18 protein-coding genes, 1 tRNA gene and 1 pseudogene are annotated in these 22,526 nt (G+C 36.6%); 5 read left to right on the plus strand and 15 right to left on the minus strand.

Annotated features, from left to right (window positions below; all coding sequences use genetic code 11):
* From HMPREF0381_RS09850 to nusB, 7 genes are read right to left on the minus strand one after another with little or no spacing between them, the layout of a single operon-like run.
* Entirely contained in the window at positions 1-825 is an 825-nt protein-coding gene (locus tag HMPREF0381_RS09850; RefSeq protein WP_008751829.1) for an NAD(+)/NADH kinase, read from the minus strand.
* Positions 826-833: 8 nt separating this feature from the next.
* A complete protein-coding gene (locus HMPREF0381_RS09855; RefSeq protein ID WP_008751830.1) occupies positions 834-1,625 on the minus strand; it encodes a TlyA family RNA methyltransferase in 792 nt (263 codons plus the stop codon).
* Positions 1,615-3,492 (minus strand): 1-deoxy-D-xylulose-5-phosphate synthase, encoded by a 1,878-nt coding sequence (dxs, locus tag HMPREF0381_RS09860; protein ID WP_008751831.1) that lies wholly within the window; start codon positions 3,490-3,492, stop codon positions 1,615-1,617. The genes HMPREF0381_RS09855 and dxs overlap by 11 nt, the downstream gene beginning before the upstream one ends.
* A 7-nt stretch (positions 3,493-3,499) precedes the next feature.
* Entirely contained in the window at positions 3,500-4,393 is an 894-nt protein-coding gene (locus HMPREF0381_RS09865; RefSeq protein ID WP_008751832.1) for a polyprenyl synthetase family protein, read from the minus strand.
* Complete coding sequence (gene xseB, locus HMPREF0381_RS09870; protein ID WP_008751833.1) at positions 4,383-4,625, minus strand: exodeoxyribonuclease VII small subunit; 243 nt, start codon at positions 4,623-4,625, stop codon at positions 4,383-4,385. The genes HMPREF0381_RS09865 and xseB overlap by 11 nt, the downstream gene beginning before the upstream one ends.
* A 14-nt stretch (positions 4,626-4,639) precedes the next feature.
* Positions 4,640-5,818: an exodeoxyribonuclease VII large subunit gene (xseA, locus tag HMPREF0381_RS09875; RefSeq protein ID WP_008751834.1), complete on the minus strand. Its 1,179-nt coding sequence runs from the start codon at positions 5,816-5,818 to the stop codon at positions 4,640-4,642.
* A 4-nt stretch (positions 5,819-5,822) separates the two neighbouring features.
* Positions 5,823-6,263: a transcription antitermination factor NusB gene (gene nusB, locus HMPREF0381_RS09880; RefSeq protein ID WP_040461359.1), complete on the minus strand. Its 441-nt coding sequence runs from the start codon at positions 6,261-6,263 to the stop codon at positions 5,823-5,825.
* Positions 6,264-6,399: 136 nt separating this feature from the next.
* Between nusB and HMPREF0381_RS09885 the strand changes: the two genes are divergently transcribed.
* Positions 6,400-7,074, plus strand: a complete 675-nt coding sequence (locus HMPREF0381_RS09885; protein ID WP_008751836.1) for an MgtC/SapB family protein — start codon at positions 6,400-6,402, stop codon at positions 7,072-7,074.
* A gap of 76 nt (positions 7,075-7,150) precedes the next feature.
* On the plus strand, positions 7,151-8,143 hold the full coding sequence (locus tag HMPREF0381_RS09890; protein WP_008751837.1) for an N-acetylmuramoyl-L-alanine amidase family protein: 993 nt from the start codon (positions 7,151-7,153) through the stop codon (positions 8,141-8,143).
* A 29-nt stretch (positions 8,144-8,172) separates the two neighbouring features.
* Here HMPREF0381_RS09890 and addA read toward each other — a convergent pair whose 3' ends face one another.
* The 5 genes from addA to serS are packed head-to-tail and all read right to left on the minus strand — an operon-like array spanning position 8,173 to position 17,950.
* The gene (addA, locus tag HMPREF0381_RS09895; RefSeq protein WP_242824420.1) at positions 8,173-11,637 is read right to left on the minus strand and encodes a helicase-exonuclease AddAB subunit AddA; all 3,465 of its coding nucleotides are present in this window, start codon (positions 11,635-11,637) and stop codon (positions 8,173-8,175) included.
* The gene (locus HMPREF0381_RS09900; protein WP_008751839.1) at positions 11,600-14,986 is read right to left on the minus strand and encodes a PD-(D/E)XK nuclease family protein; all 3,387 of its coding nucleotides are present in this window, start codon (positions 14,984-14,986) and stop codon (positions 11,600-11,602) included. Before HMPREF0381_RS09900 ends, addA begins: the two co-directional genes overlap by 38 nt.
* A gap of 53 nt (positions 14,987-15,039) precedes the next feature.
* Entirely contained in the window at positions 15,040-16,239 is a 1,200-nt protein-coding gene (locus HMPREF0381_RS09905) for an NADP-dependent isocitrate dehydrogenase (RefSeq protein ID WP_008751840.1), read from the minus strand.
* Between the two features lie 8 nt (positions 16,240-16,247).
* Complete coding sequence (locus HMPREF0381_RS09910) at positions 16,248-16,619, minus strand: VOC family protein (protein ID WP_008751841.1); 372 nt, start codon at positions 16,617-16,619, stop codon at positions 16,248-16,250.
* Between the two features lie 47 nt (positions 16,620-16,666).
* On the minus strand, positions 16,667-17,950 hold the full coding sequence (gene serS / locus HMPREF0381_RS09915; protein ID WP_008751842.1) for a serine--tRNA ligase: 1,284 nt from the start codon (positions 17,948-17,950) through the stop codon (positions 16,667-16,669).
* 169 nt (positions 17,951-18,119) lie between these two features.
* Between serS and HMPREF0381_RS09920 the strand changes: the two are divergent.
* A pseudogene (locus tag HMPREF0381_RS09920) lies at positions 18,120-18,283 on the plus strand (pyridoxamine 5'-phosphate oxidase family protein); the annotation flags it as partial.
* A 55-nt stretch (positions 18,284-18,338) separates the two neighbouring features.
* On the opposite strand, the gene HMPREF0381_RS09925 reads toward HMPREF0381_RS09920, so the two are convergent.
* Positions 18,339-19,187 (minus strand): amino acid ABC transporter substrate-binding protein, encoded by an 849-nt coding sequence (locus HMPREF0381_RS09925; protein WP_008751844.1) that lies wholly within the window; start codon positions 19,185-19,187, stop codon positions 18,339-18,341.
* A gap of 199 nt (positions 19,188-19,386) precedes the next feature.
* Between HMPREF0381_RS09925 and HMPREF0381_RS09930 the strand changes: the two genes are divergently transcribed.
* Positions 19,387-19,806 carry a pyridoxamine 5'-phosphate oxidase family protein gene (locus tag HMPREF0381_RS09930; protein ID WP_040461361.1) on the plus strand — a complete coding sequence of 140 codons (420 nt, stop codon included), beginning with the start codon at positions 19,387-19,389 and terminating at the stop codon, positions 19,804-19,806.
* A 62-nt stretch (positions 19,807-19,868) separates the two neighbouring features.
* Here the strand turns inward: HMPREF0381_RS09930 and HMPREF0381_RS09935 are convergent, their stop codons facing one another.
* Both HMPREF0381_RS09935 and HMPREF0381_RS09940 read right to left on the minus strand, forming a co-directional pair.
* Positions 19,869-20,234 carry a hypothetical protein gene (locus HMPREF0381_RS09935; protein ID WP_008751846.1) on the minus strand — a complete coding sequence of 122 codons (366 nt, stop codon included), beginning with the start codon at positions 20,232-20,234 and terminating at the stop codon, positions 19,869-19,871.
* Positions 20,235-20,247: 13 nt separating this feature from the next.
* Positions 20,248-22,017, minus strand: a complete 1,770-nt coding sequence (locus HMPREF0381_RS09940; RefSeq protein WP_008751847.1) for a zinc ribbon domain-containing protein — start codon at positions 22,015-22,017, stop codon at positions 20,248-20,250.
* A 201-nt stretch (positions 22,018-22,218) separates the two neighbouring features.
* Here HMPREF0381_RS09940 and HMPREF0381_RS09945 point away from each other — a divergent pair.
* Positions 22,219-22,307 (plus strand) — tRNA-Ser (locus HMPREF0381_RS09945).
* Positions 22,308-22,526: the final 219 nt, after the last annotated feature.

Below are 22,526 nucleotides of genomic sequence, written 5' to 3' on the forward strand. Positions count from 1 at the left end.
TCAAATCCTGTTCATCTTATTTCTGATATTGTCAAGAAAACTTCCCTTTTTTAACTTTATCAATCCGGCAAATATTTCCGACTCTCTAAGCTCCACCACATCATTATTTTCAAGGCTTACACTCTCATCACCGTCCACTACCAGCTCTCTGGAAGACTTTATACGGTCACTGAATGAAATGCGTATTACCTTTGAGGATGAAAGTACTATACTTCTTTGGCTAAGTGCATGTGGACATATAGGGGTGATAAGCATCATTTTTGAGCTTGGCTCTATAATAGGTCCTCCTGCACTTAGATTATAAGCTGTGGAACCTGTAGGCGTTGATACAATTATACCATCAGATGAATATTCATTCAAGAAATCCCCTTCAATATACACGTTACATCTTAATGTTTTTAATACTTCTCTTCTTGTAATTACAGCCTCATTAAGTGCGGTCAGGGTTTTAAATTCTTTCCCATCCCGTATTACAGTTGCAGAAATCATCATTCTGTTTTCTATAAAATATTCATCATTTATCAGTATATCTACCATATAACTGATATCCTTGGCTTTATTGATGCTTGTAAGGTAGCCCAGATGACCCATATTAATGCCTATAATCGGAATACCCAGATGTGATATATCCCTGGCGGCTCTTATCAGTGTACCGTCACCACCCAAAGTAATAACGCAGTCAACACTTGGGAAATCTTTCAGTTGGATATATCCGAACGACTTATAGCATATGCCGCCTCTGATATTTATTTCTTTTTCAAGATTGATAAGTGCGTTTTTTATCCCCTCTTTTTCACTATTTCCTACAAGAAAAAAAGTTTTCATCCTTCCTCCTACAGCTTTTCATGTGACATATTTACTACAGCTTCTATATCAATATCACTGTCAATATAAGTTGATTTTATAAGATGATATAAATATTCAATATTTCCTTCAGGACCCTTTACAGGTGAAAACTCAAGTTCTTTTACACAAAAACCGTTTTTTTGGGCATAGTCAAAGCAGTTTTTTATCACCTCAATATGTGTAGACTTATCTCTGACTACACCTTTTTTACCCACCTTTTCTCTGCCCGCCTCAAATTGAGGCTTGATAAGTGCCGCTATCTCACCTTTCTCACTTAAAAGATTATATGCAACCGGCAAAACCTTTGAGAGTGAAATAAAAGAAACATCAATACTTGCAAAATCTATTTTCTCACCTATATCCTCAGGTGTTACATATCTTATATTGGTCTTTTCCATAACAATCACTCTTTGGTCATTTCTAAGTTTCCATGCCAGTTGCCCATGACCTACATCCACCGCATAGACTTTTTTTGCACCGTTTTGCAGCATACAATCTGTAAAGCCTCCGCTTGACGCACCTATATCCATGCAAGTTTTGTCTTTAACACTTATATCAAAGCATTCCATAGCCTTTTCAAGCTTCAGTCCGCCACGACTTACATACTTTAGAGTACTCCCACGCACTTCGATATTTGCAGTATCGGCAAAAGTCTGACCTGCCTTATCCTCCTTTTGCCCGTCCACATATACTATGCCCGACATTATTACGGCCTTAGCCTTTTCTCTGCTTTCTGCAAGTCCACGCTTTACCAAAAGTATATCCAATCTATCCTTCATCTTTTATCTTCTCATATCTGTCTAAAACTTTTTTCAGTACCGAGTCCGAATCAATCTCAAGCTTCTTTCTCAAAAGGCTTACATCTCCATGCTCAACATATCCGTCAGGCAACGCAATATTTAACACATCTGTATTACAGTCCCTATCTTTTATATATGCCTTTATCTTCTCACCCATGGAGCCGTTTATAACACTCTCTTCCATAGTCACAATAAGCTTATGATTTTTACACAGCTTATCCACCAGTTCAAAATCAATCGGTTTGAAAAATCTGGCATTTGCAACGGAAACATTAAATCCCCTTGATTTTAACTTTTCTCTTAAATTCTTTGCCGTACTGACCATGCTTCCTATTGCAAACAGTGCTATATCACTTTCTTCAAAGAGCATCTCGCCCTTGCCGAATTCTATCTTACTTTCAAACTCATTTAAAGAGTCATAGGCAATACCCCTTGGATACCTTACAGCAACAGGTCCGTCAAAATCTATCGCAAACTTAAGTGCAGATTTCAACTCTTTTGCATTCTTTGGAGCCAGCAAGGTCATATTCGGGATACAAGTAAGGAACGATACATCAAATATTCCCTGATGTGTCTCACCGTCCGCACCGACAAGGCCTGCCCTGTCTATTGCAAATACCACATGAAGATTTTGCAGACACACATCATGCACTATCTGATCAAAACCTCTTTGCAAAAATGATGAATATATGCATACTACGGGTGTAAGCCCTGCCGCTGCAAGCCCTGCCGCAGATGTGACTGCATGTTGTTCTGCAATGCCAACATCAAAAAATCTCCTCGGAAACTTATCTCTGAATTCAAGCAGTCCGCAACCCTCCGGCATAGCAGCCGTTATCGCCACTATATTCTTATTCTCAGTTGCAAGCTCCACTATATTTTTTGAAAAGACATCAGTATATGTCGGCTTTTTACTTACCGACTTCGGTATTCCGTTTGCTATATCAAAAGCTCCTATTCCATGGAAATTTTCAGGATGTTTTTCAGCAGGAGTATATCCTTTTCCCTTCTTTGTAAGTACATGTACAAGCACAGATCCCTCAACCTTTTTTGCTTCCTCAAAGACTCTTAAAAGTGCTGTAATATTGTGGCCGTCCACAGGTCCCAGATAGGTAATACCCATATTTTCAAAGAGCATTCCGGGTATCAAAATCTGCTTAATACCGTTTTTGGTCTGTTTTATACTCTTTATTATAGGTTTTCCTATATATGGCAATCTTTCAAGTGAATTGTTCACTATCTTTTTCAAATTGGTATAACCGTCAGCAGTTCTGATACTGTTCAGATACTCATTCATACCTCCAACATTTTTGGATATAGACATATCATTGTCATTTAACACCATAATAAAATTTGTCTTTATCTGCACCGCATTATTAAGTGCTTCATATGCCATGCCTCCTGTAAGTGCTCCGTCACCTATTACAGAGATGACACGATAGTTTTCACCCTTTATATCTCTGCCGAATGCCATTCCAAGTCCTGCTGAAAGACTTGTAGATGAATGTCCCGTATTAAATACATCAAACTTTGACTCACTTGTCTTTGGAAATCCTGAAATACCTCCAAATTTTCTGAGATTGTCAAAGGCATTCTTTCTTCCGCTAAGTATCTTATGTGTATATGACTGATGTCCCACATCCCAGATTATTTTATCCTTCGGCAATTCAAAAGCTATATGCATTGCCATAGTAAGTTCTACCACCCCAAGATTGCCTGCCAGATGTCCCCCCGTAACACTTATTTTTTCAATAAGAAAATCTCTTATTTCTCTTGCCAGTATATTCAGTTCTTTTTTATTCAGTTTTTTTATATCACTTGGTTTTTCAATTCTTTCAAGTATCATATTATTCTTATGAAGTTCTGTTCACCATCATATCAATGATTTCAACAACAGAACTCATATCTCCCCTTACCTCACTTAAACATTTCTTGGCATTTTCACTAAGCGAAACTATCCTTCTTAGACTTTCATCTGTTCCGACTATATTTACATAAGTTATCTTTAAATTTTTTTCATCAGAATGTGTAGGCTTTCCAAGTTCTTTCTCATCTGCAACTATATCAAGATAATCGTCTCTTATCTGGAATGCCTCACCTACATAGCTGCCCGCCTTTTTAAGCAGTCTAACCTCTGTCTCACTTGCCCCGGCAAGTATACCGCCTACCACAAAAGAAGCCGCAAGCAGGGCTCCTGTCTTTAGTGCATAGGTATATTTCATCACCTCTTCAGTCATTTTCTTTCCCGAGTATTCCACATCCACACATTGTCCGCCTATCATTCCGAACGCACCTGTAGCTCTTGCAAGTGTATACATTGCCCTTGACATCCTCTTTAGGATATTAAAATCGTCTGTTTCCTGCATTTTTTTTGATATTATCTCAAAAGCCTGTACTGAGAGCATATCACCTGCAAGTATTGCCATATCCTCACCGTAGCTGACCCATGTAGTCGGCTTACCTCGCCTTAATCTGTCATTGTCCATTGCAGGCAGATCGTCATGAATAAGTGAAAATGTATGTATCATCTCTATAGCGGCTAAAAACGGGGCGATAATCTCTTCACTGTATTCATCACCTGATATGGCCTTATATGTTTCAAACATTATGAGAGGTCTAAGTCTCTTTCCGCCATTTCTTATAGCTTCATTTGAGGCTTTTATCACATTTTTATTTAACTCATCCTCATTATAAAAGAACGACTCTATCAACTTTTCTATTTTACTTAAACTGTCTTTATTCATCATCAATATCTCCTGAAAGTATTTCCATCTGCCTTTCTACATGAGATATACTCTCACTTGCCTGCTTTACCAGTTTGATTCCTTCTTCGTATAATATAAAGGCCTCCTCAAGTGTAGTCTGCGGCTCTTCAAGCCTTGCAATCACACTTTCAATATTTGCCAGATTCTCTTCAATACTTGGCTTCTTTTCACCCGATTTCTTTTCATCCGGCTTATTTCTCTGTTTTTTTTGCATATCACACCTCTCTATTATAAAACCTTTGCCCTTATCTTTCCATCAGAAAAAAATATATTTATTTCATCTTCCTTATGTAAAACAGCCGCACTTAGTACCTTTTTATTGTCTTTATCACTGATATAGGCATAACCGCCTGATAATCTTTTCAGCGGTGAAACCGTCTCAAGTCTCTTTGACAGATTTGTCAGTGCAGTCTTCTTATTTTCCATGATATTTTTAAAACTGTTTTGTATTGTCTTAGAAAAATTTTCAAGCCTCTGTTTTTGTTCTCTCAGTTTTATCTGTGGACTGAGTGTATTTAATCTTATCAGAAGCATATCCAAATCTCTTTTGGTATAGTCCACCTTCCTTCCTGCACATTCTCCAAGTTTCTTTTTATAAAAATCCAATGTATACATATAATCATCATATACAAAATTTGCTATTTCCGCCGCCGCACTCGGTGTAGGTGCTCTTAAGTCCGCCACAAAATCCGCTATTGTAAAGTCGGTTTCATGACCTACTGCACTTATTATAGGGGTCTTTGTATTAAATATAGTCTCTGCCAGTTTTTCATCATTAAAGCAGTACAAATCCTCTATTGAACCGCCTCCTCTGCCCACTATTATTACATCCAGATTAATTTTATCAAGTTTTTTTATAGCTGCAATAATACTTTTTGATGCCGACTCCCCTTGTACAAGGCATGGTGCCAATACTATTCTGACATATGGATTTCTTCTATAACTTACATTCTTTATATCATTTATAACCGCACCTGTCTGTGCCGTCGCCACTCCGATACTTTGTACAAATCTTGGTATCTCTCTTTTATAGCTTTGATCAAACATTCCCATATCTTCAAGCTTTTCCTTCAGAATAAGATATTTCTCATACAGTTCTCCCTTGCCGGCCTCTTCTATCTTGACAGCATAGAGCTGATACCTGCCTTCCTTTTCATAGCATGAGATACTTCCGGTAACTATAACCCTTTGTCCTCTTTTCATATCAAAAGAGAGACCTCCTCTCTGACTTGCAAACATTACAGCAGATAAGGTCCCTCCTTCATCCTTTATGGTAAAATATATATGATTTGAGCCTGCATATGTGCAATTGCTTACTTCTCCTTCCACTGATATCTTATTTAGTACAAAGTCCTGCATAAACATATTTTTGATATATGCATTCACTTTTGATACAGAATAAACCATATCGCTACTCCTCTACACCGGCCTTTGAAAGTATCGCATTTACAAATGAATAGGACTCATCTCTACCATATGCCTTTGCCAACTCTACCGCCTCATTTATGGCTACACTTACAGGTATATCACTGTCATATTTCATTTCAGCAATTGCAAGTCTTAATATGCTCTTTTCCACTCTTCCGATTCTCTCAAGTTTCCATCCCTGTGAGAGTTCAGTAATCATTTTGTCAATCTCTGCTTGATTATCACGAACCAGCATTGCTTTTGACCTTATATATTCTATATCACCATCACCGTAGTTTGCATCATGAATAAGCACATCATCTTCATCCTCCAAAGACGGTGATTCAAAATAATTATCTGTTTGAATTTCAGCCTCTTCTTCAGGATAAAAATCCAAACTGAATAATATTTTAAAACAATGTTCTCTTAGCAAATGCCTTGTCATATGATCCTCCATATCATTTACATATAATCACATGATTATATCCTATAGCATGGCTAAAAGCAAGAAAAAGGAAAATCTATTTACCTTATCGTACATTACATATATAATATTCACATCAAGTTTTTAAGGAGTTTATATGCCGAGAGAATTAAATCTTTACTCACTTATAATTCGCATTGTTCTGTCTCTATTTATAGGTGGAATACTGGGATTTGATCGTGGCAGAAAGAACAGACCTGCGGGCTTTAGAACATATATGCTTGTATGTCTCGGTTCAACGCTTGTAATGATTACAAATCAGTATGTATTTCAGGTGTTTAAAAGCGGTGACCCGGTAAGACTTGGAGCACAGGTTGTAAGCGGAGTAGGTTTTTTAGGTGCCGGCACTATCATACTTACAGGTCACAATCAGGTAAAGGGAATCACTACCGCCGCCGGCATTTGGACTGCCGCCTGCTGTGGACTGACTATAGGAATAGGCTACTATGAGGGAGCCGTTGCAGGAGGCATTGCAGTATTTATTGTAATGGCATCCCTTCAAAAACTTGAGGGTTTTGTCAGAAAAAACTCTCAAGCAGTAGAACTGTATATAGAATATGACAATACAATGCCGCTTAGTGAACTGTTCATATATCTAAGAAAAAACGACTTGGATATAGTGGAGATTGACCTTGCAAAAAATCCTTCACTTATAAATATATGCCAATCAGCTACTATGACTGTCAAAGGTAAGACTAAAAACAGTCATTCCGTTATCTTAAATCTTATGAGCCGGGCTCCGGGTGTTATATATTTTATGGAATTGTATTAGATTGCAGTAAATATATATTGAAATGATATTTTTAAATCGCTATAATACTTTTATAATGTTTTAACTTTGGAGGCTTATGAAAAGAATTATACCATTTTTATTCCTATCAATTTGCATTGGTAGCAGTAGCTTAATAACAGGTTGCACTAATTCAACATCAACTACAGAGGGTAGCTTTACTAATGCTGACAACTCAAAAAACAAAGATATTGTAAAAGAATTATTAAGTTCGACAGATATCGGTGATGTTTATAACGGCGGCGGAATTGATCTGGAGAGCAGTTTTGATGTAAATTCTATTGAGAAAAAAATGACAGAACTTGCACTGGCCAATTCAGGAGCGGATTCTGAGGATAAACTGGATCATCATCTTATAGTGACTCCTACCGCCATGGATGTTGAATTACAGTTTGGAGTATCCGCAGAGGCGATATTCTTAGAAGGTGGTATATATACCAATGTCAGTCAAATTGCAGTGTGGACATCACAAAATCCCGATATAGCAGATGTGACACAGGGCGAGATTCATGCCGATAAGGTAGGTGAGACAGATATTACAGTTACCTATCAAGGTATTACAAAATCCGTACATATAAATGTTATTGAAAAGGCTAAATGGGAAGAAAGGGACGGTTCCTGGTACTATATAGATTCTTCAGGTAAAAAGACAACAGGCTGGAAAGTAATCAACGGTAACTGGTATTATCTTAATAATACAGGAGCAATGCTTACAGGTTGGCAAAAGATAAAAGATACATATTACTATCTGCATTCTACAGGTGTAATGGCACAGGGTGAATGGGTAAAGAATAAGGATGACGGTGCCTGGTACTATTTCAACTACAATGGTGAAATGGCAAAGCGCAAATGGATAAAGGACGGCACAAACACATTCTATGTTCACTCAAACGGTAAAATGGCGACTGATGAGTGGGTTCAAGGTGCCGGTGACACATGGTATTATTTACTGCTTGACGGTAAGATGGCAAGAGACCGTGCAATTGATATCAAAGGTGTAAACTATCAGTTTGATAAAGAAGGCAAATGTCTAAACCCGAACGGTAACTGACTTTTACATATAACTTATTGCACCCCTGTTCAGGGGTGCATTCTTATCTCCTTACCCAGTGTAAATGAATATATAAAAACATCCCTTACCTGCTTTCCCGTACTCATCTCAAGAGATTTCTTATACAGTCCAAGTTGAGTTTTATATCTGTCTATAAGTACAGCCTCATCCTTTACATGATCTGTTTTGTAGTCTGCCAATATAAGTCCGTTATCTGTATCTATATACGCATCTATAACTCCCTGTATCAGTACAGTCTCATCACTGTCTCCCATCTTTGCTTCCCTTGCAGAGATGCCCATTATAAACCTGTTTTCTCTCTTTAAGTTCTTGCGATACTTAATAAAGGTCTTTCCAAGACTTGTATCCAAAAACTTTACAATATCCTCCGGATTTATAAGTTCTCTGTAAGAAACATTCTTCAGCAGTGCAATCTCTGCTTTTACAAAGTCAAGTCTGTCTGCAAAACCGTCTATATTTTCATAGTGAAGCTTTTGCATAAGCTTATGATAGGCATTACCGCGCTCACCGGCATTACTTGTCAGTTTTGAATCCGATTTTTCTTTCCTTTTATTTTCTGCCAACTCAAAATCCTCACTTTGAGACATCCTTTTGATTTCAGATACAGAAAATTTAGTCTTCAAATCCACATTTACACTGTATGGATATAGAAAATCAAGCCTACTCTTTAACTCATCATAGTTTTGCACATCACTTCCCTCAAATACTTTGTGCAGATCTCTTACTTCCTTTTGAGTCAGTTTCTCATCATCAAGAAGTGATTTATAATCATATTTTCTTAAGTCAAAATGTATCTTATCAAAGCTTAAAAGTATCAAATCAAGATATGAATTACATGATCTGATATCAAGAAATTTCGGATTTTCCTTATTTATTTCAAGGCTCTTTTCTATATTATTGCAAGTGCCTGAAACAATCATCTTTTCCATGGCTCTTGTAAGTGCTACATAAAGTACTCTAAGTTCCTCTCCCATAAGCTCAGTACCAAGCTTATATTTTATTACATTCTGCTTTATTGAACTGTCTTTTATATTATGCTCACTGTCCACATACTGCATGCCAAGGCCGAAATCGTTATCTATTACCATCCCCTGCTTCAAATCAGTCTTATTAAAACTTCTATCGGTATTGGCAAGGAAACACACCGGAAATTCAAGTCCCTTTGACTTATGTATGGTCATAATCCTTACAATATCATCATTTTCTGAAAGTATACTTGCCTCCCCGAAATCATTGTCAAAGTCCTTCAGTTTTGCAATATATCTGATAAAATTATAAAGTCCGCTGTAGCCCGAATTTCCGAAGGTTCTTGCCTTACTTATAAGCAACATCAGATTGGCTTTTCTGACCTGACCTCCCGGCATTGCAGCTGTTATATTCAAAAAATCAGTATTATTATATATATCCTGTAGCAGTGATTGGATATTCATATATGTAGACTTTTGTCTGTATTCATCTAAAAGGTAAAGTGCCGTCCTTATCTTTTTCTTAGTACTCTCCTCAATACCGCCTTCATTTTCTTCAAATATAACGGCATCCATCATTCTGACTTGTTTTGACTTCTCAATATTTTGTTTTTTTCTGTAGTCCGCTACAATATTTGCAAGCTCCAAATCAGTCATTCCTACAATCTCAGAGTTCAAAAATGCGGTCAAATCCACATCCGAGTATGGATTATCTATAGCTGCCAATATGGCAAGTATCTTTCTCACCTCAAAGGTCTTAAAGTATCCCTTGTTATTCTCAGCATATGCCGGAATATTTTCATCATTCAAGACTTTGGCTATACTCTCACCGATATTTGAACGAACCAATATCACTATATCGCTATATTTTAAATCTCTTCCGCCGTCTACCTTCAGATCTTTTTTCAGCTCCTTAATCCTCTTTGCAATAGCTCTTGCTTCAAGCTCTATATCAGATGTATCGTCCTCAATACTTCCTACATCTGTGAGCATTACCTCGCTTATATACTCTTTTTTACCCTCTTCAAAGTTTGCTCCAAGATACAGTGCCGCATCCTCATCATACTCAATACCGCCTATATCCTCTTTCATTATCTTTTTGAATATAGCATTGGCTCCGTCAAGCACGTTTTTTCTGCTTCTGAAATTCTTACTTAGAATAACTTTCTTTGCATCTTCATTATCTGCACCTTCAAAACTTTTAAAGTTTTTATACTTTTTCATAAAAAGCTTTGGAGAAGCCTGTCTGAATCCATATATCGACTGCTTTACATCTCCTACCATAAAGATATTGTTCTTCTCTATCGCCATCACTATGGCTTCCTGTAAATAATTGGAGTCCTGATATTCATCAATATAAATTTCACTGAACTCTTTTTTATAGGCCTCTGCAACTTCAGTCGAATTCTTGTTTTCATCCAACAGTATGCCAAGTGCCAGATGTTCTATATCGGAAAAGTCTACCAGATTTTTATCTCTCTTTTTTTCATTAAAGAGAGATATATACTTCTTTGTCAAATCTACAACAGCTCTAATCTTTGCCTTTTCACTTTTCTCTTCCAAAGAAACTCTGTCTTTGTCAAAGTCATAATCCTTTGCCAGCTTTAAAATGTTTTCTTTATATTTATCTCTGATTGCCTTAGCCCTATCTTTTAAATCTGTATTACCTCCTCTTACCGCCTTTAACTTACCGAAACTTATCAGGTTTAACTTTCTTGACAGTTCAAATATGTCCTTTGACTTTTTTATATTGCAGATACTTAACCTTTCCTCCAAAACAGTGTCAAGGTAGTTTGCAGGTCCATCTTCCATATTACATATATCAATCACTTCATCAATATCCTGTAAAATAGAATCTACACTTTTTATTATCTGAACATATATATATTCCTGCCATTTATCACTGCTTTCATTCAATGAATCAAGCCACTCCAAAGGCCAAGGCTTACTGACGGCAAATCTGTATAGCTTTTCAATGAACTCTGAGATACTTTTATCACCCTTGCTGTTTGCAAAGGCATCACTAAGCTCCATAAAGTCTTTACTTGCAGCTTCATATTCACTTTCCAACAGCTCATCCATAGTATCCGCCTTTAAAAGCGATATTTCACTCTCATCCGCCACACTGAAGGCAGGATCTATATCAATCTTGTCAATATTCTCTCTTATTATTGAAAGACAAAAGCTGTCTGTTGTCATTATCCTCGCAGAAGCTAAAAGTACGGACTGCTCCTTCAGTCTCTTAAATTCCTTAGTGTCTTTTTCATGCTTTTCCATCTCCTTTAATAAAGCATTATAGATTTTTTCCTTCATAGATGCGGCTGCCGCCCTTGTAAAAGTCATTACCAAAAGTGTATCCACATCTATCGGGTTTTCATTATCCGTTATCTTTTTTATTATTCTTTCTACAAGTACCGCTGTCTTTCCGCTTCCGGCTGCGGCAGATACCAATATACTTCCTTTTTTTATATCAATTGCCGCCTGTTGTGCCTCTGTCCACATGCTCATTTTTCTCCATCATTTCCCAAATATCATCATCTTTGATTTTTACCAAGTTATTGTATACAAAGCCTTCTATTCCCTCATCAAATCCGCATATTGCACTATATGGGCAATATTCACAGCTTGACCTTCCTCCTCTTAAAGAAGGTGTGATACTGATTTCACCGCTTAGGATATTTTCAGCAGTATTCTTTGCCTTTTGTCTTACATACTTTCTAAGCAGGTTTATCCTGTCCGTACTTGCTACACTTGAAGTTTTTGAAATACTTCCATCCTTTTTTAACAACACCGGTATGACATCACTGCCTGTTTCAATACTTTTATCCAGATGCTTTATTATATTCAGGTCGGTATTGACTATACCCATAGGCTTCAGTTTACTTAAAAAGGCGTTTTCTTTCTTTGCCTCATCTCTTGTAAGAAAAGGTTCGTCTATATGGTAGTAAAAAAATGCTGCCGGAAGAACTTCTTTACCTTCTTTTGTGAGTTGCTCCATCACCGCATCCAGATATATTACAAGTTGTAATGCCCTTCCATAAAAAGGCATGTCAAGCTCCCATTTCATATTTCCTGTCTTATAGTCAATTATCTTTACCAAGGTGGCATCTTCATCAACATATGTATCTACTCTGTCTATCTTTCCTCTAAGATACATCTTTGCATTATTTTTCAGTTCAATATTTAAAGCTTCAAGATTATCACTTTCACCGAAACTTTTTTCAAAATATTTCGGCTCAAAGTTGCCTGCTGCAAGTTGCTTTGAAAGTACAAGCATTGTAAGCTTTGTCATTCTGACAATCTTTTCAAGCTGATACTTTGATTTATTACTCTCTTTGAATATACTGTTTTTTTCAGAAGCCATATTTTCACTTACAGCCTCATCTACAAGTGCGAATAATGCGGATTCATCCATCTCGGCAATCTTTTTATCCCTTGATTTTGCATATCTGAAACATTTTTCAAGCATATCATGTACAAGTGTACCTATATCGGATGCTTTAAATGAATGTATCTGCCTTTCCTCCACTCCAAGTCCATATCTTATAAAATGTTCAAAAGGACAGGCATTGTAATTTTCAAGTCTTGTCACACTTACACGAAGTTCATCACCAAACAACTCTCTTGCCGCACTCTCACCTATTTTGCTGTCCTTGTATACATACATTGCGGCTGATATAAGTCTTTTTATAAACTCCTTATCAAAAAAAGTCGCAATATATCTTATAAATTCCTCATCTATAACTTCCTTTGCACGAAGCTTTCTTAGGTTTTCACTCAGATATTCCTTTGCCTCAAACTTTGAATATATATTAGCCTCTTTTCTGTTTTTTATTTCTATATTCACAAATATTGACTTTATCATATTTATAAGTATTGACTGACGCAATGACTTGCCCTCAAAATCCATACCTGTAAAGCTTATAAACAGCTTATCGGACGGCTTTGTAAGCACCTGATACAGATAAAATCTGCCTGTATACAGATCTTCTCTAACGGTATCCGACAGATTAAAGCCCAATGACTTTAACTTTCTTTTTTCCCTGTCATTTATAAGTCCGCCTGATTCCTTAACTGTCGGCAGACTTCCGTCATTTGCACCACATACAAATAACGCCTTTATACTGCCCAGTCTGGTTCTTTTCAAATCACCTATAACCACCCTGTCCACTCTGTCAGGTATCATTCCAAGCTTTATCTCTTCAAAGCCTGTATAAAGGAGGTCACTAAGCTCTTTTTTAGTCAGGCTTTCACCTTCAAGTACAAGCTCCAATCTGTCAAACAGGCTGATAACCTCATCAAATATCCCTTCATACTCTCTCGCCCTTTTAAAATCATTTCTTGCTTCAAGCTCCGGTTTTATATTTTGAAGTTTTTCTTCTATATTTTCTTTTTCAAATATCTCTCTTAAGGCTGACAGTGCATCCTTTATATTTATCTTACTCTTACTTATAGCTGAATAAAGAGTATCCAACTTGCTAAGAGCAAAGTCCTTGAACTCATTTATATCTTTCAGTTCATCTTCACCAAAACTCCTTGGCAGATATGTAAATTCGGAATGTAATCTTTTATATCCTTTTATACCGGTTTCAAGCAGGTAGTTGTCAAGCAGTGATACAAGTCTTTTATCAAATCGAAGAAGTCCAAGTCGTAAAAATCTGTTTAATGCATCATATGAAAAGTTCTCGCTTATAACAGCGATAAAGGCATTGATAAACTCTACAAGCTCATTGTTGTCCACTTCCATCTTCTCATCCAGATAGTATGGAATCTCAAGTTGATGAAATCTGTTTATCAGTGCATCAGACACATCCTCAAGGTCTCCATAAATTATTGCAATATCCCTATACCTGTAGCCTTTATCCTTTACAAGGCTAAGTATCTTATTAGCTGTAAAATCTATTTCATCTAAAGGATTCATACAGTAATTTATCTCAATATCTGATACCTCTTTTGACTTTTTCCCGTCATATCTTAAAAAATGTTCTTCAAAAAATGCAAGGTCATTTGAGTTCTTAAACCTGTATACACTGCCTGTATTTAGGTTTATATCCGGCAATCTTTTTATATTTACCTTCTTTGCCATCTCATTTATCTGTAAAATCATCTTACTGCTGACAAAAAAAAGATCACTTTCAGAAAGTCTGCTGTCAGGGTCAACCCCTCTTCCCAGAGTTATACTGAATCTGACCTCATCCGCCACTTTCATAAGATTTGAAACAATTCTGTTTTGAATAGGTGTAAAACCGGTATAACCGTCAAACAAGATAATACTGTTCCTTAACAATTCGCTGTTTACTATATTTTCATTCAAGATATCAAGTATCTGCTCATTTGTGAAATATTTTCCTGCAATATAGTCTTCAAATCCGGTCTTTAACTTATATATATCTTCAAGTTTTATCTTAAGAAGCGAATCCACTTCACTGTTGTTTACTTGCTCCTTTATAAAGTCGTCACTGATATCATACTGCATAAACTCCGAAATAAGAGACTTTATATTGTCGATAAAGCCTGCCTTTTGAAATTGCTTCTTCCATGCCTTAAGTTCCACCTTATTTGCAATTCTTCTAAGTATAAGTGCCTTATCAAGCTCATCCAAAACCTCCGGGTTTTCTATATCAAGCTCTTCAAATATTCTGTAAGCAAGCCTGTTAAAACTAAGTACATCTATATTACCTACAGCATGATTTGGATGCATCTGCACTATATCCTTTTGAGTCTGCATTGTGAACTGTTCAGGCACAATAATAAAAAAATTCTTTTCTAAGTTTTTTTGAGCCTCGTCTATAATATCGCTAAAAGCTCTATAGGTCTTTCCTACACCTGAGGCTCCAAAATAAAATCTGTATCCCATCTCTCTCCTAAAATATGTAGAATGGCAGCTCCCGCAAGGAAACTGCCACTTATTTATTGCAAATGCTTTGCAATCTCATGTATAAACTCTTCACTGTTTAAAACTTTTATATTGTCCAATGTTGATATTGCACCAAGGTCTCCCGTCATCTTACCCGACTCTATAGTATCAATAGTAGCTTTCTCAAGTCTGTTTGCAAAATCAATCAAATCAGGCAAGGCATCAAGTTCTCCTCTTTTTCTTAATGCACCGCTCCATGCAAAGATAGTCGCCACTGAGTTTGAAGATGTAGGTTCTCCCTTCAAATATTTATAATAATGCCTCTGAACGGTACCGTGTGCCGCCTCATATTCATAGCAACCGTCAGGAGAAACCAACACCGAAGTCATCATAGCAAGTGAACCGAACGCAGATGAGAGCATATCACTCATAACATCTCCGTCATAGTTTTTACAAGCCCAGATAAATCCTCCCTCCGACTTCATAACCCTTGCCACCGCATCATCTATCAATGTATAGAAGTAGGTAATACCTGCCTTTTCAAACTTCTCCTTATATTCTGAATCATATATCTCTTCAAATATATCCTTAAATGTATGATCATACTTCTTTGAAATAGTGTCCTTTGTAGCAAACCACAAATCTTCTTTTTGATTCAGAGCATATTCAAAGCAAGTCCTTGCAAAGCTTTCGATAGAAGAATCCAGATTGTGAACTCCCTGCGCAATTCCGGCACTCTTAAACTCATGTATCAGACTTCTTTTTTCATTGCCCTCATTATCTGTATATACAAGCTCCACCTTCCCGGGTTTATCAATAATCATCTCGGTATTCTTATATATATCACCATAGGCGTGACGGGCAATGGTTATAGGCTTTTTCCATGTTCTCACATTCGGCTCAATACCCTTTACCAATATAGGTTTTCTGAATACCGTACCGTCTAAGATAGCTCTGATGGTTCCGTTCGGAGATTTCCACATCTCCTTTAAGTCATATTCTTTTACTCTTGCGGCATTCGGGGTGATGGTGGCACATTTTACAGCTACACCAAGTCTTTTTGTGGCATTGGCAGACTCTACAGTTACCTTGTCACCTGTCTCATCTCTATGCTTTAACCCCAGATCATAATATTCACTCTTTAGATCCACAAACGGAAGTATAAGTTCATCCTTAATCATCTTCCACAGGATTCTTGTCATCTCATCTCCATCCATCTCAACAAGTGGAGTAATCATCTGTATCTTTGCCATATTTACCTCTATAAATTACTTGGTACAATCTCAATCCAATATCCGTCAGGGTCGTTTATAAAATAAATTCCCATAGCCGGATTTTCATAACATATAACACCCATTTTCTCATGAAGCTCATGAGAAGCTTTCATATCATCTGTAGCCATAGCCAGGTGATACTCAAGCTCTCCGAGGTTATAAGGCTCTTTCCTGTCCCTTAAGTATGTAAGTTCAAGCTCAAAGCCTGTCTTTTTATCTCCAAGATATACCAAAGTAAATGAGCCGTCCTGTGCCTCTTTTTTTCTTACAGGCTCAAGTCCAAGTGCCTCTTTATAAAACTTCAAACTTTTCTCTAAATCAAGAACGTTAAAATTAAAATGTGCAAATGAAAAACTCAAAAGCTCCTCCTTTCAAAAACACACCCCGTATACACAGGGTGCATATATTACTTCCCTATAACTTCTTTTCCACCCATATATGGTCTTAAAACCTCCGGTATTCTGATGCTTCCATCCTCATTGAGATTGTTCTCAAGGAAGGCAATAAGCATACGTGGCGGTGCTACAACAGTATTGTTAAGTGTATGTGCAAAGTACTTGTTACCGTTTTCATCCTTTACTCTGATTCTAAGTCTTCTTGCCTGTGCATCTCCAAGATTTGAACAGCTTCCTACCTCAAAGTACTTTTTCTGTCTTGGCGACCACGCCTCCACATCACATGATTTCACCTTAAGATCCGCAAGATCTCCTGAACAACACTCAAGTGTTCTGACCGGTATATCAAGAGATCTGAATAAATCTACAGTATTTTGCCAAAGTTTGTCATACCACATCTTTGACTCTTCAGGTTTGCAGACAACTATCATCTCCTGTTTCTCAAACTGGTGAATACGATAAATACCTCTCTCCTCAATGCCATGTGCTCCTTTTTCTTTTCTAAAGCATGGTGAATAAGATGTCAGCGTATATGGAAGCTTAGCCTCTTCATTCATAGTATCAATGAACTTTCCAATCATAGAATGTTCACTTGTACCTATAAGATAGAGGTCCTCTCCCTCAATCTTATACATCATAGCATCCATCTCCGCAAAACTCATTACTCCTGTAACCACTTCAGACCTGATCATAAAAGGAGGAACACAGTATGTAAACCCTCTGTCAATCATAAAATCTCTGGCATATGAGATTACTGCCGAATGAAGCCTTGCAATATCTCCCATAAGATAATAGAACCCGTTTCCTGCAACCTTTCTTGCACTGTCAAGGTCGATTCCGTTCAGCTTTTCCATAATCTCTGTATGATACGGTATCTCAAAATCAGGAACAAAAGGCTCACCGAACTTTTCAATCTCTACATTCTCGCTGTCATCCTTACCTATCGGTACACTTGGGTCTATAATGTTCGGAATGGTCATCATATCTTTTTTAATCTTTTCTTCAAGATCAGCTTCAATAGGCTCCAACTTAGCCAACTGTTCTCCAAGGCTTGCCACTGATGCCTTTACCTGCTCGGCCTCTTCTTTTTTGCCCTGTGCCATAAGTGTACCGATTTCTTTTGAAATCTTATTTCTCTTTGCTCTAAGCTCATCAGCCTCTACTTTTGTTTTTCTAAGCTTTTCGTCAAGCTCTATAACTTCATCAACCAAAGGAAGTTTAAAATCCTGAAATTTATTTTTTATATTCTGTCTTACTTCATCCGGATTCTCTCTTAAAAACTTAATGTCAATCATAGCTTTCCCTTCTTCTAACTATCTGTTACTTATTTAGACGATATCTGATGATATCACATATGAAAAAAGTATACATCAAATAAGCTTTTATGTCTATTCCAAGTTGGAAGCTTGATAGAACACTTTTTCTATATTGTATTATTCATTTATCATAAAAATGTAGGTTTTCATGAATACAATAAAAGAATTCCAAAGAATTATGACCACACAGACTGAACTCGCTTTAGCAACTATAGGAACAGACGGCACTCCAAATGTCAAAATAGTCAACTATTATTTAATTCTAAGAATAATGTCATATACTTTGCAACATTTAAAGATATTGAAAAAGTACATGTCATTTGTTAATTTTATAGTTGTGGTAAATTATTGTTCACTACATATGCTGTTACTCTAATGTAGTAACATCTTTACCGAACCATTTCTCAGAAATACTCTTTAATGTACCGTCTGCCTTCATCTCTTCAAGCGCCGTCTGCACCTCATCCCTCAATATTGTATTTCCAAGTTTAAATCCTACCGCATATTCTTCACTTGAAAGTGGCTTATCCAAAACTTTGAAACCTTTCCCACCTCTTTTTGTGATCTGATAATTTGCCACTACGCTGTTCATAGCCAAAGCATCCACACCACCCATTTCAAGATCCATAAAGCCTGTGTTAAAATCAGCCACAGTCTGTAATTTACCGAATGTACCTGACAGTTCCGTATTTTCTTTTAATACCGCTTCGGCTGACGAATCCGTCTGGACCTCCACTGTTTTTCCTGCTAAATCCACAAACGAATTGATATCAGAATCAGATCTTACTACAAATACCTGATCATTTTTCATATACGGCTTTGTCCATGTATATTTATCTTCTCTGTTCTGTGTACTGAAGCCGTTCCAAATACAGTCAATATTACCGGATGTAAGTTCCATATCTTTTGCATCCCAGGCTATAGGCTGATACTTTATCTCTTTGCCCAATCGCTTTGCCACCTCTGCTGCCAGGTCTAAGTCAAATCCGGTAAATTCCCCGTCATCTCCAACAAACCCCATAGGTGGAAAATCCTGATCAAATCCCACCGTAAAAGTTTTATTAGCGTCTGTGCCTGCAATAGAAGTCTCATCTGTCAACTTACTTTCTGCTATACTTGTATCCGTTGATGCTGATGAACTTTCGATAGTCTTTGCTGATGAACAGCCTACCAACATAATTGTTGCTAAAACTCCAAGTAAATAAATTTTTTTCATAAATACACCTCATAACTTTCTTTACCGCTTTGCCTTAACACTTTCTTATGGTAGCATGCTAAAGTATAACTGTCAACACTTTATTTCTCTACTATAGTAAAGTACGAAAATATTGTATACTCATATAAAAAGATCTGTTATACTAATCATATTTAAATACATATTGTATTATTCATTTATCATAAAAATGGAGGTTTTCATGGATACAATAAAAGAATTCCAAAGAATTATGGACACACAGGCTGACCTTGCTTTAGCAACTATCGGAACAAACGGCATTCCAAATGTCAGAATAGTCAACTATTATTTTAATCCTAAAAATAATGTACTATACTTTGCGACATTTAAAGACAATGAAAAAGTAAAAGAAATGGAACAAAACAGAAACGTCGCCTTTACAACAATCCCCAAAAAAGGAAATGAGCATATAAAAGCAAGAGGAATTGCTCTAAGAAGCGAAAAAACCGTTTTTGATTTGGAAGATTGCTTTTGTGATAAGATACCTGACTATAAAAACACTATAGACTTTGCCGGAAATTCATTGATATTATATGAAATACACTTTAAAACAGCCACTGTTACTTTAGACCTGTCAAATATTCAAACGATTACGTTATAAGTTAACATAATTCATAATTTCCAAAAATACATTGGAATGCTAAATAGTAGAGCACTGATTAATCAGTACTCTACTATCTTAGTAATAGGTCTATCATAGTCACGGCCTTTAAAAGTTATAGATACATGGTGAGAATCTATCCACACAATTGAGAGGCGGTTTGACGGTTTTGCTAAAGCCGACCCTTCATCTTCACCAAACTCTACTCTGGTTTTGAACAACTTATTTGAGTTAGGGTATTTGATGTATACAGTACCGGTCGAAGAACGCATATTACCTGTTGTTTGTGCGACAAGATATACTCCGTTAGGAGATTCCGGTTCCAGTTTTACATATGAATTAATATCCTCCCATATATATATTCCAAAAGCAATTATTAACATTATAATAAGAAGAGTAAGCTTTTGATGTCTTTCTATCCATTTCATAATATATTTATGATTATTCCCCAAACTGCTTTAAGCCCTCACTTACCTGATGCTCATATAATTTGGTACGATTACTTATAATACCTTTATACATCTCATTTCCGTCTGTAAATCCTCTTGTTGTATCCAAGCTGTTAGGAAGCATAAGATTGCTAAGGAAAACATCCGAATGGTATGTTGTTAAAAAGTCCTCATCACTTAATTTCATTACATAGGTATATTCCACCGGATAATAAATGGTAGTGGTTGGGAATTTTCCGTTGGCATCTGATAAATTTGCCGAAAACACTACATAGTATATATTTGTACCGTTAAACTGTTCCTGATCATTGGAAGTATACTGCAAATACTCTCCTGCAAACTGTATATCGGATACCTGCATATTCGGTTTATAATCCTTGGCAATATAAGCATCCAAAGTCAGTCTTGCCTGATCCTGCAACGACTTTCTATACTCATCTGTCATATCCTCCAGCTTATGTACATATGACTCGTGCTCATACTTTTCAAAGCCGTCCCCTGCTGCCACCTTTTCACCGCTGCGTTGTTCAAGAAAATTATATGGACGCTTATATCCTTTTGATTCATCGGAAGTTCCTGTAACATAGCTTGTCTTTCCTATAATCTCCGGACCGCTCTTATAAGTTACTTTATCTGCCAGCATAAGTGTCCTAAATGCTACAGGATAATACATCTTTATGGTCACATACTTATTGTCGGTACTTGTAAGTACTCTGCTGTATACAATATACAACCCGTTATACACTTCATCCAAATCTGTCTTCAGTGCATAACCCTCATACTTAAGATCTGAAAGTGTAGTGCCTTCGCCGTATGCACTGTCCGTATATTCCTTTACAACCTCTTTTGCCTTATCGTTTACTTCTTTTATGAAATCCTGCGGTAATTCACTGTACTGTGTTACATAGGTTTCAAGTCCGGATACAGTGTAAGTTTGGCTCATCTTCTCAGGTATTCTTCCGTACATGTCTGCCATAGAAGCTATTTTATTTTCATCGAGATTAAGACTTACAGTAACAGTGTCATTATTTTTCAGTTTATCAAACTTATCAAGTTTAAAATTATATTTATGCAATATATCTCCACCGCCGTTGTAAGTAATCTCGGCCTTACCGTTCGGTGCAATTCCTGAAAAATTCACTTTTACATCTTCAAACGGGTCAAATTTACTCAATTCATTTAATTTCTTTATTTCAAATTCTCCGTCCTTATACTTCAGCTTATAATTTATGCTTTTTGTTGTATCATCAGACACATTCCATGTATACTTAACCTTATCACCGTTACTTAATTTCTCAGATTTATCAATACTTATTCCCGACACGGCATCATGAAGAACCGACATCGGTTCAAATGCATAGGTCAAAACTCCGTACTCTTTCTTGCCCTTACTGCTGTACTTTACCTTTTTCCCATAATCATTTTCAAGCTTATCCCAGTCAACACTTATACTCGCCTTTCCGTATCCGTCATATCCGCTTGACTCAAAGCTTATATACTTGTTCAAATCAATTACTTTACCTGAATTCATAGCGAATGCAACTGTCACTATAATAAAAAGAGCCGCTATAACACCTGCTGCACCGAAAATAATATTCTTCGGCAATTTTTTCATACCACCCTGACTACTGATAGGATTAGATTCCTTAGAATCAGTATTACTTTGGTTTTGCTGCATATTCACGCTCTCAAATGCAGCACCACAATTCTCACAAAACTTAACTCCGTCACTATTCACAGAACCACAATTTTTACAACGCATGTCAAATCCTCCTGTCTAATTAAGTGTCTTTTGTTGCAACTATATTATCATAGAATATATATTTTTTCAACCTTTTTATACTTTTCTTATAATAATATTTATATAGTTATAAGAATTTCTTCTATATTATACATATTCAGTGCAAATATTTTAATTATAATTTGAGTTGATTTAATTACAAAAACTTTGTATACTAATTGTGGAGGTGTATCGAAGCGGTCATAACGAGCCTGACTCGAAATCAGGTTGTCACTTTTTGTGGCACGAGAGTTCGAATCTCTTCGCCTCCGTGAATAGTGTTCTCTTGGTGGTTCTTACTTAAATGCTGTAAAGAAATTTGAGTGATAGTTTCAATCAGGGACAAAGCAATCACGACCATACAATAGTAATAAGCTCTTGTATGGTCGTTTTTGTATCATTTACTATCTCAAATTCTCAAACAATATACACCCAAGAGTATATATACTAGTATATAGTTAATTAAATAATCGGCACAAATAATTATTCTA

The organism is Lachnoanaerobaculum saburreum DSM 3986, from assembly GCF_000185385.1.
Lineage (GTDB): Bacteria > Bacillota > Clostridia > Lachnospirales > Lachnospiraceae > Lachnoanaerobaculum > Lachnoanaerobaculum saburreum.

Excerpts from the sequence above, each read along its gene's own strand:
- HMPREF0381_RS09855 (WP_008751830.1), bottom strand. The coding sequence starts at position 1,625 with ATGAAGGATAGATTGGATATACTTTTGGTAAAGCGTGGACTTGCAGAA.
- HMPREF0381_RS09850 (WP_008751829.1), bottom strand. The coding sequence starts at position 825 with ATGAAAACTTTTTTTCTTGTAGGAAATAGTGAAAAAGAGGGGATAAAA.
- addA (WP_242824420.1), bottom strand. The coding sequence starts at position 11,637 with ATGAGCATGTGGACAGAGGCACAACAGGCGGCAATTGATATAAAAAAA.
- HMPREF0381_RS09890 (WP_008751837.1), top strand. The coding sequence starts at position 7,151 with ATGAAAAGAATTATACCATTTTTATTCCTATCAATTTGCATTGGTAGC.
- HMPREF0381_RS09885 (WP_008751836.1), top strand. The coding sequence starts at position 6,400 with ATGCCGAGAGAATTAAATCTTTACTCACTTATAATTCGCATTGTTCTG.
- xseA (WP_008751834.1), bottom strand. The coding sequence starts at position 5,818 with ATGGTTTATTCTGTATCAAAAGTGAATGCATATATCAAAAATATGTTT.
- HMPREF0381_RS09940 (WP_008751847.1), bottom strand. The coding sequence starts at position 22,017 with ATGCGTTGTAAAAATTGTGGTTCTGTGAATAGTGACGGAGTTAAGTTT.
- HMPREF0381_RS09905 (WP_008751840.1), bottom strand. The coding sequence starts at position 16,239 with ATGGCAAAGATACAGATGATTACTCCACTTGTTGAGATGGATGGAGAT.
- serS (WP_008751842.1), bottom strand. The coding sequence starts at position 17,950 with ATGATTGACATTAAGTTTTTAAGAGAGAATCCGGATGAAGTAAGACAG.
- HMPREF0381_RS09930 (WP_040461361.1), top strand. The coding sequence starts at position 19,387 with ATGGATACAATAAAAGAATTCCAAAGAATTATGGACACACAGGCTGAC.
- HMPREF0381_RS09935 (WP_008751846.1), bottom strand. The coding sequence starts at position 20,234 with ATGAAATGGATAGAAAGACATCAAAAGCTTACTCTTCTTATTATAATG.
- nusB (WP_040461359.1), bottom strand. The coding sequence starts at position 6,263 with ATGACAAGGCATTTGCTAAGAGAACATTGTTTTAAAATATTATTCAGT.
- HMPREF0381_RS09925 (WP_008751844.1), bottom strand. The coding sequence starts at position 19,187 with ATGAAAAAAATTTATTTACTTGGAGTTTTAGCAACAATTATGTTGGTA.
- xseB (WP_008751833.1), bottom strand. The coding sequence starts at position 4,625 with ATGCAAAAAAAACAGAGAAATAAGCCGGATGAAAAGAAATCGGGTGAA.
- HMPREF0381_RS09865 (WP_008751832.1), bottom strand. The coding sequence starts at position 4,393 with ATGATGAATAAAGACAGTTTAAGTAAAATAGAAAAGTTGATAGAGTCG.
- HMPREF0381_RS09900 (WP_008751839.1), bottom strand. The coding sequence starts at position 14,986 with ATGGGATACAGATTTTATTTTGGAGCCTCAGGTGTAGGAAAGACCTAT.
- dxs (WP_008751831.1), bottom strand. The coding sequence starts at position 3,492 with ATGATACTTGAAAGAATTGAAAAACCAAGTGATATAAAAAAACTGAAT.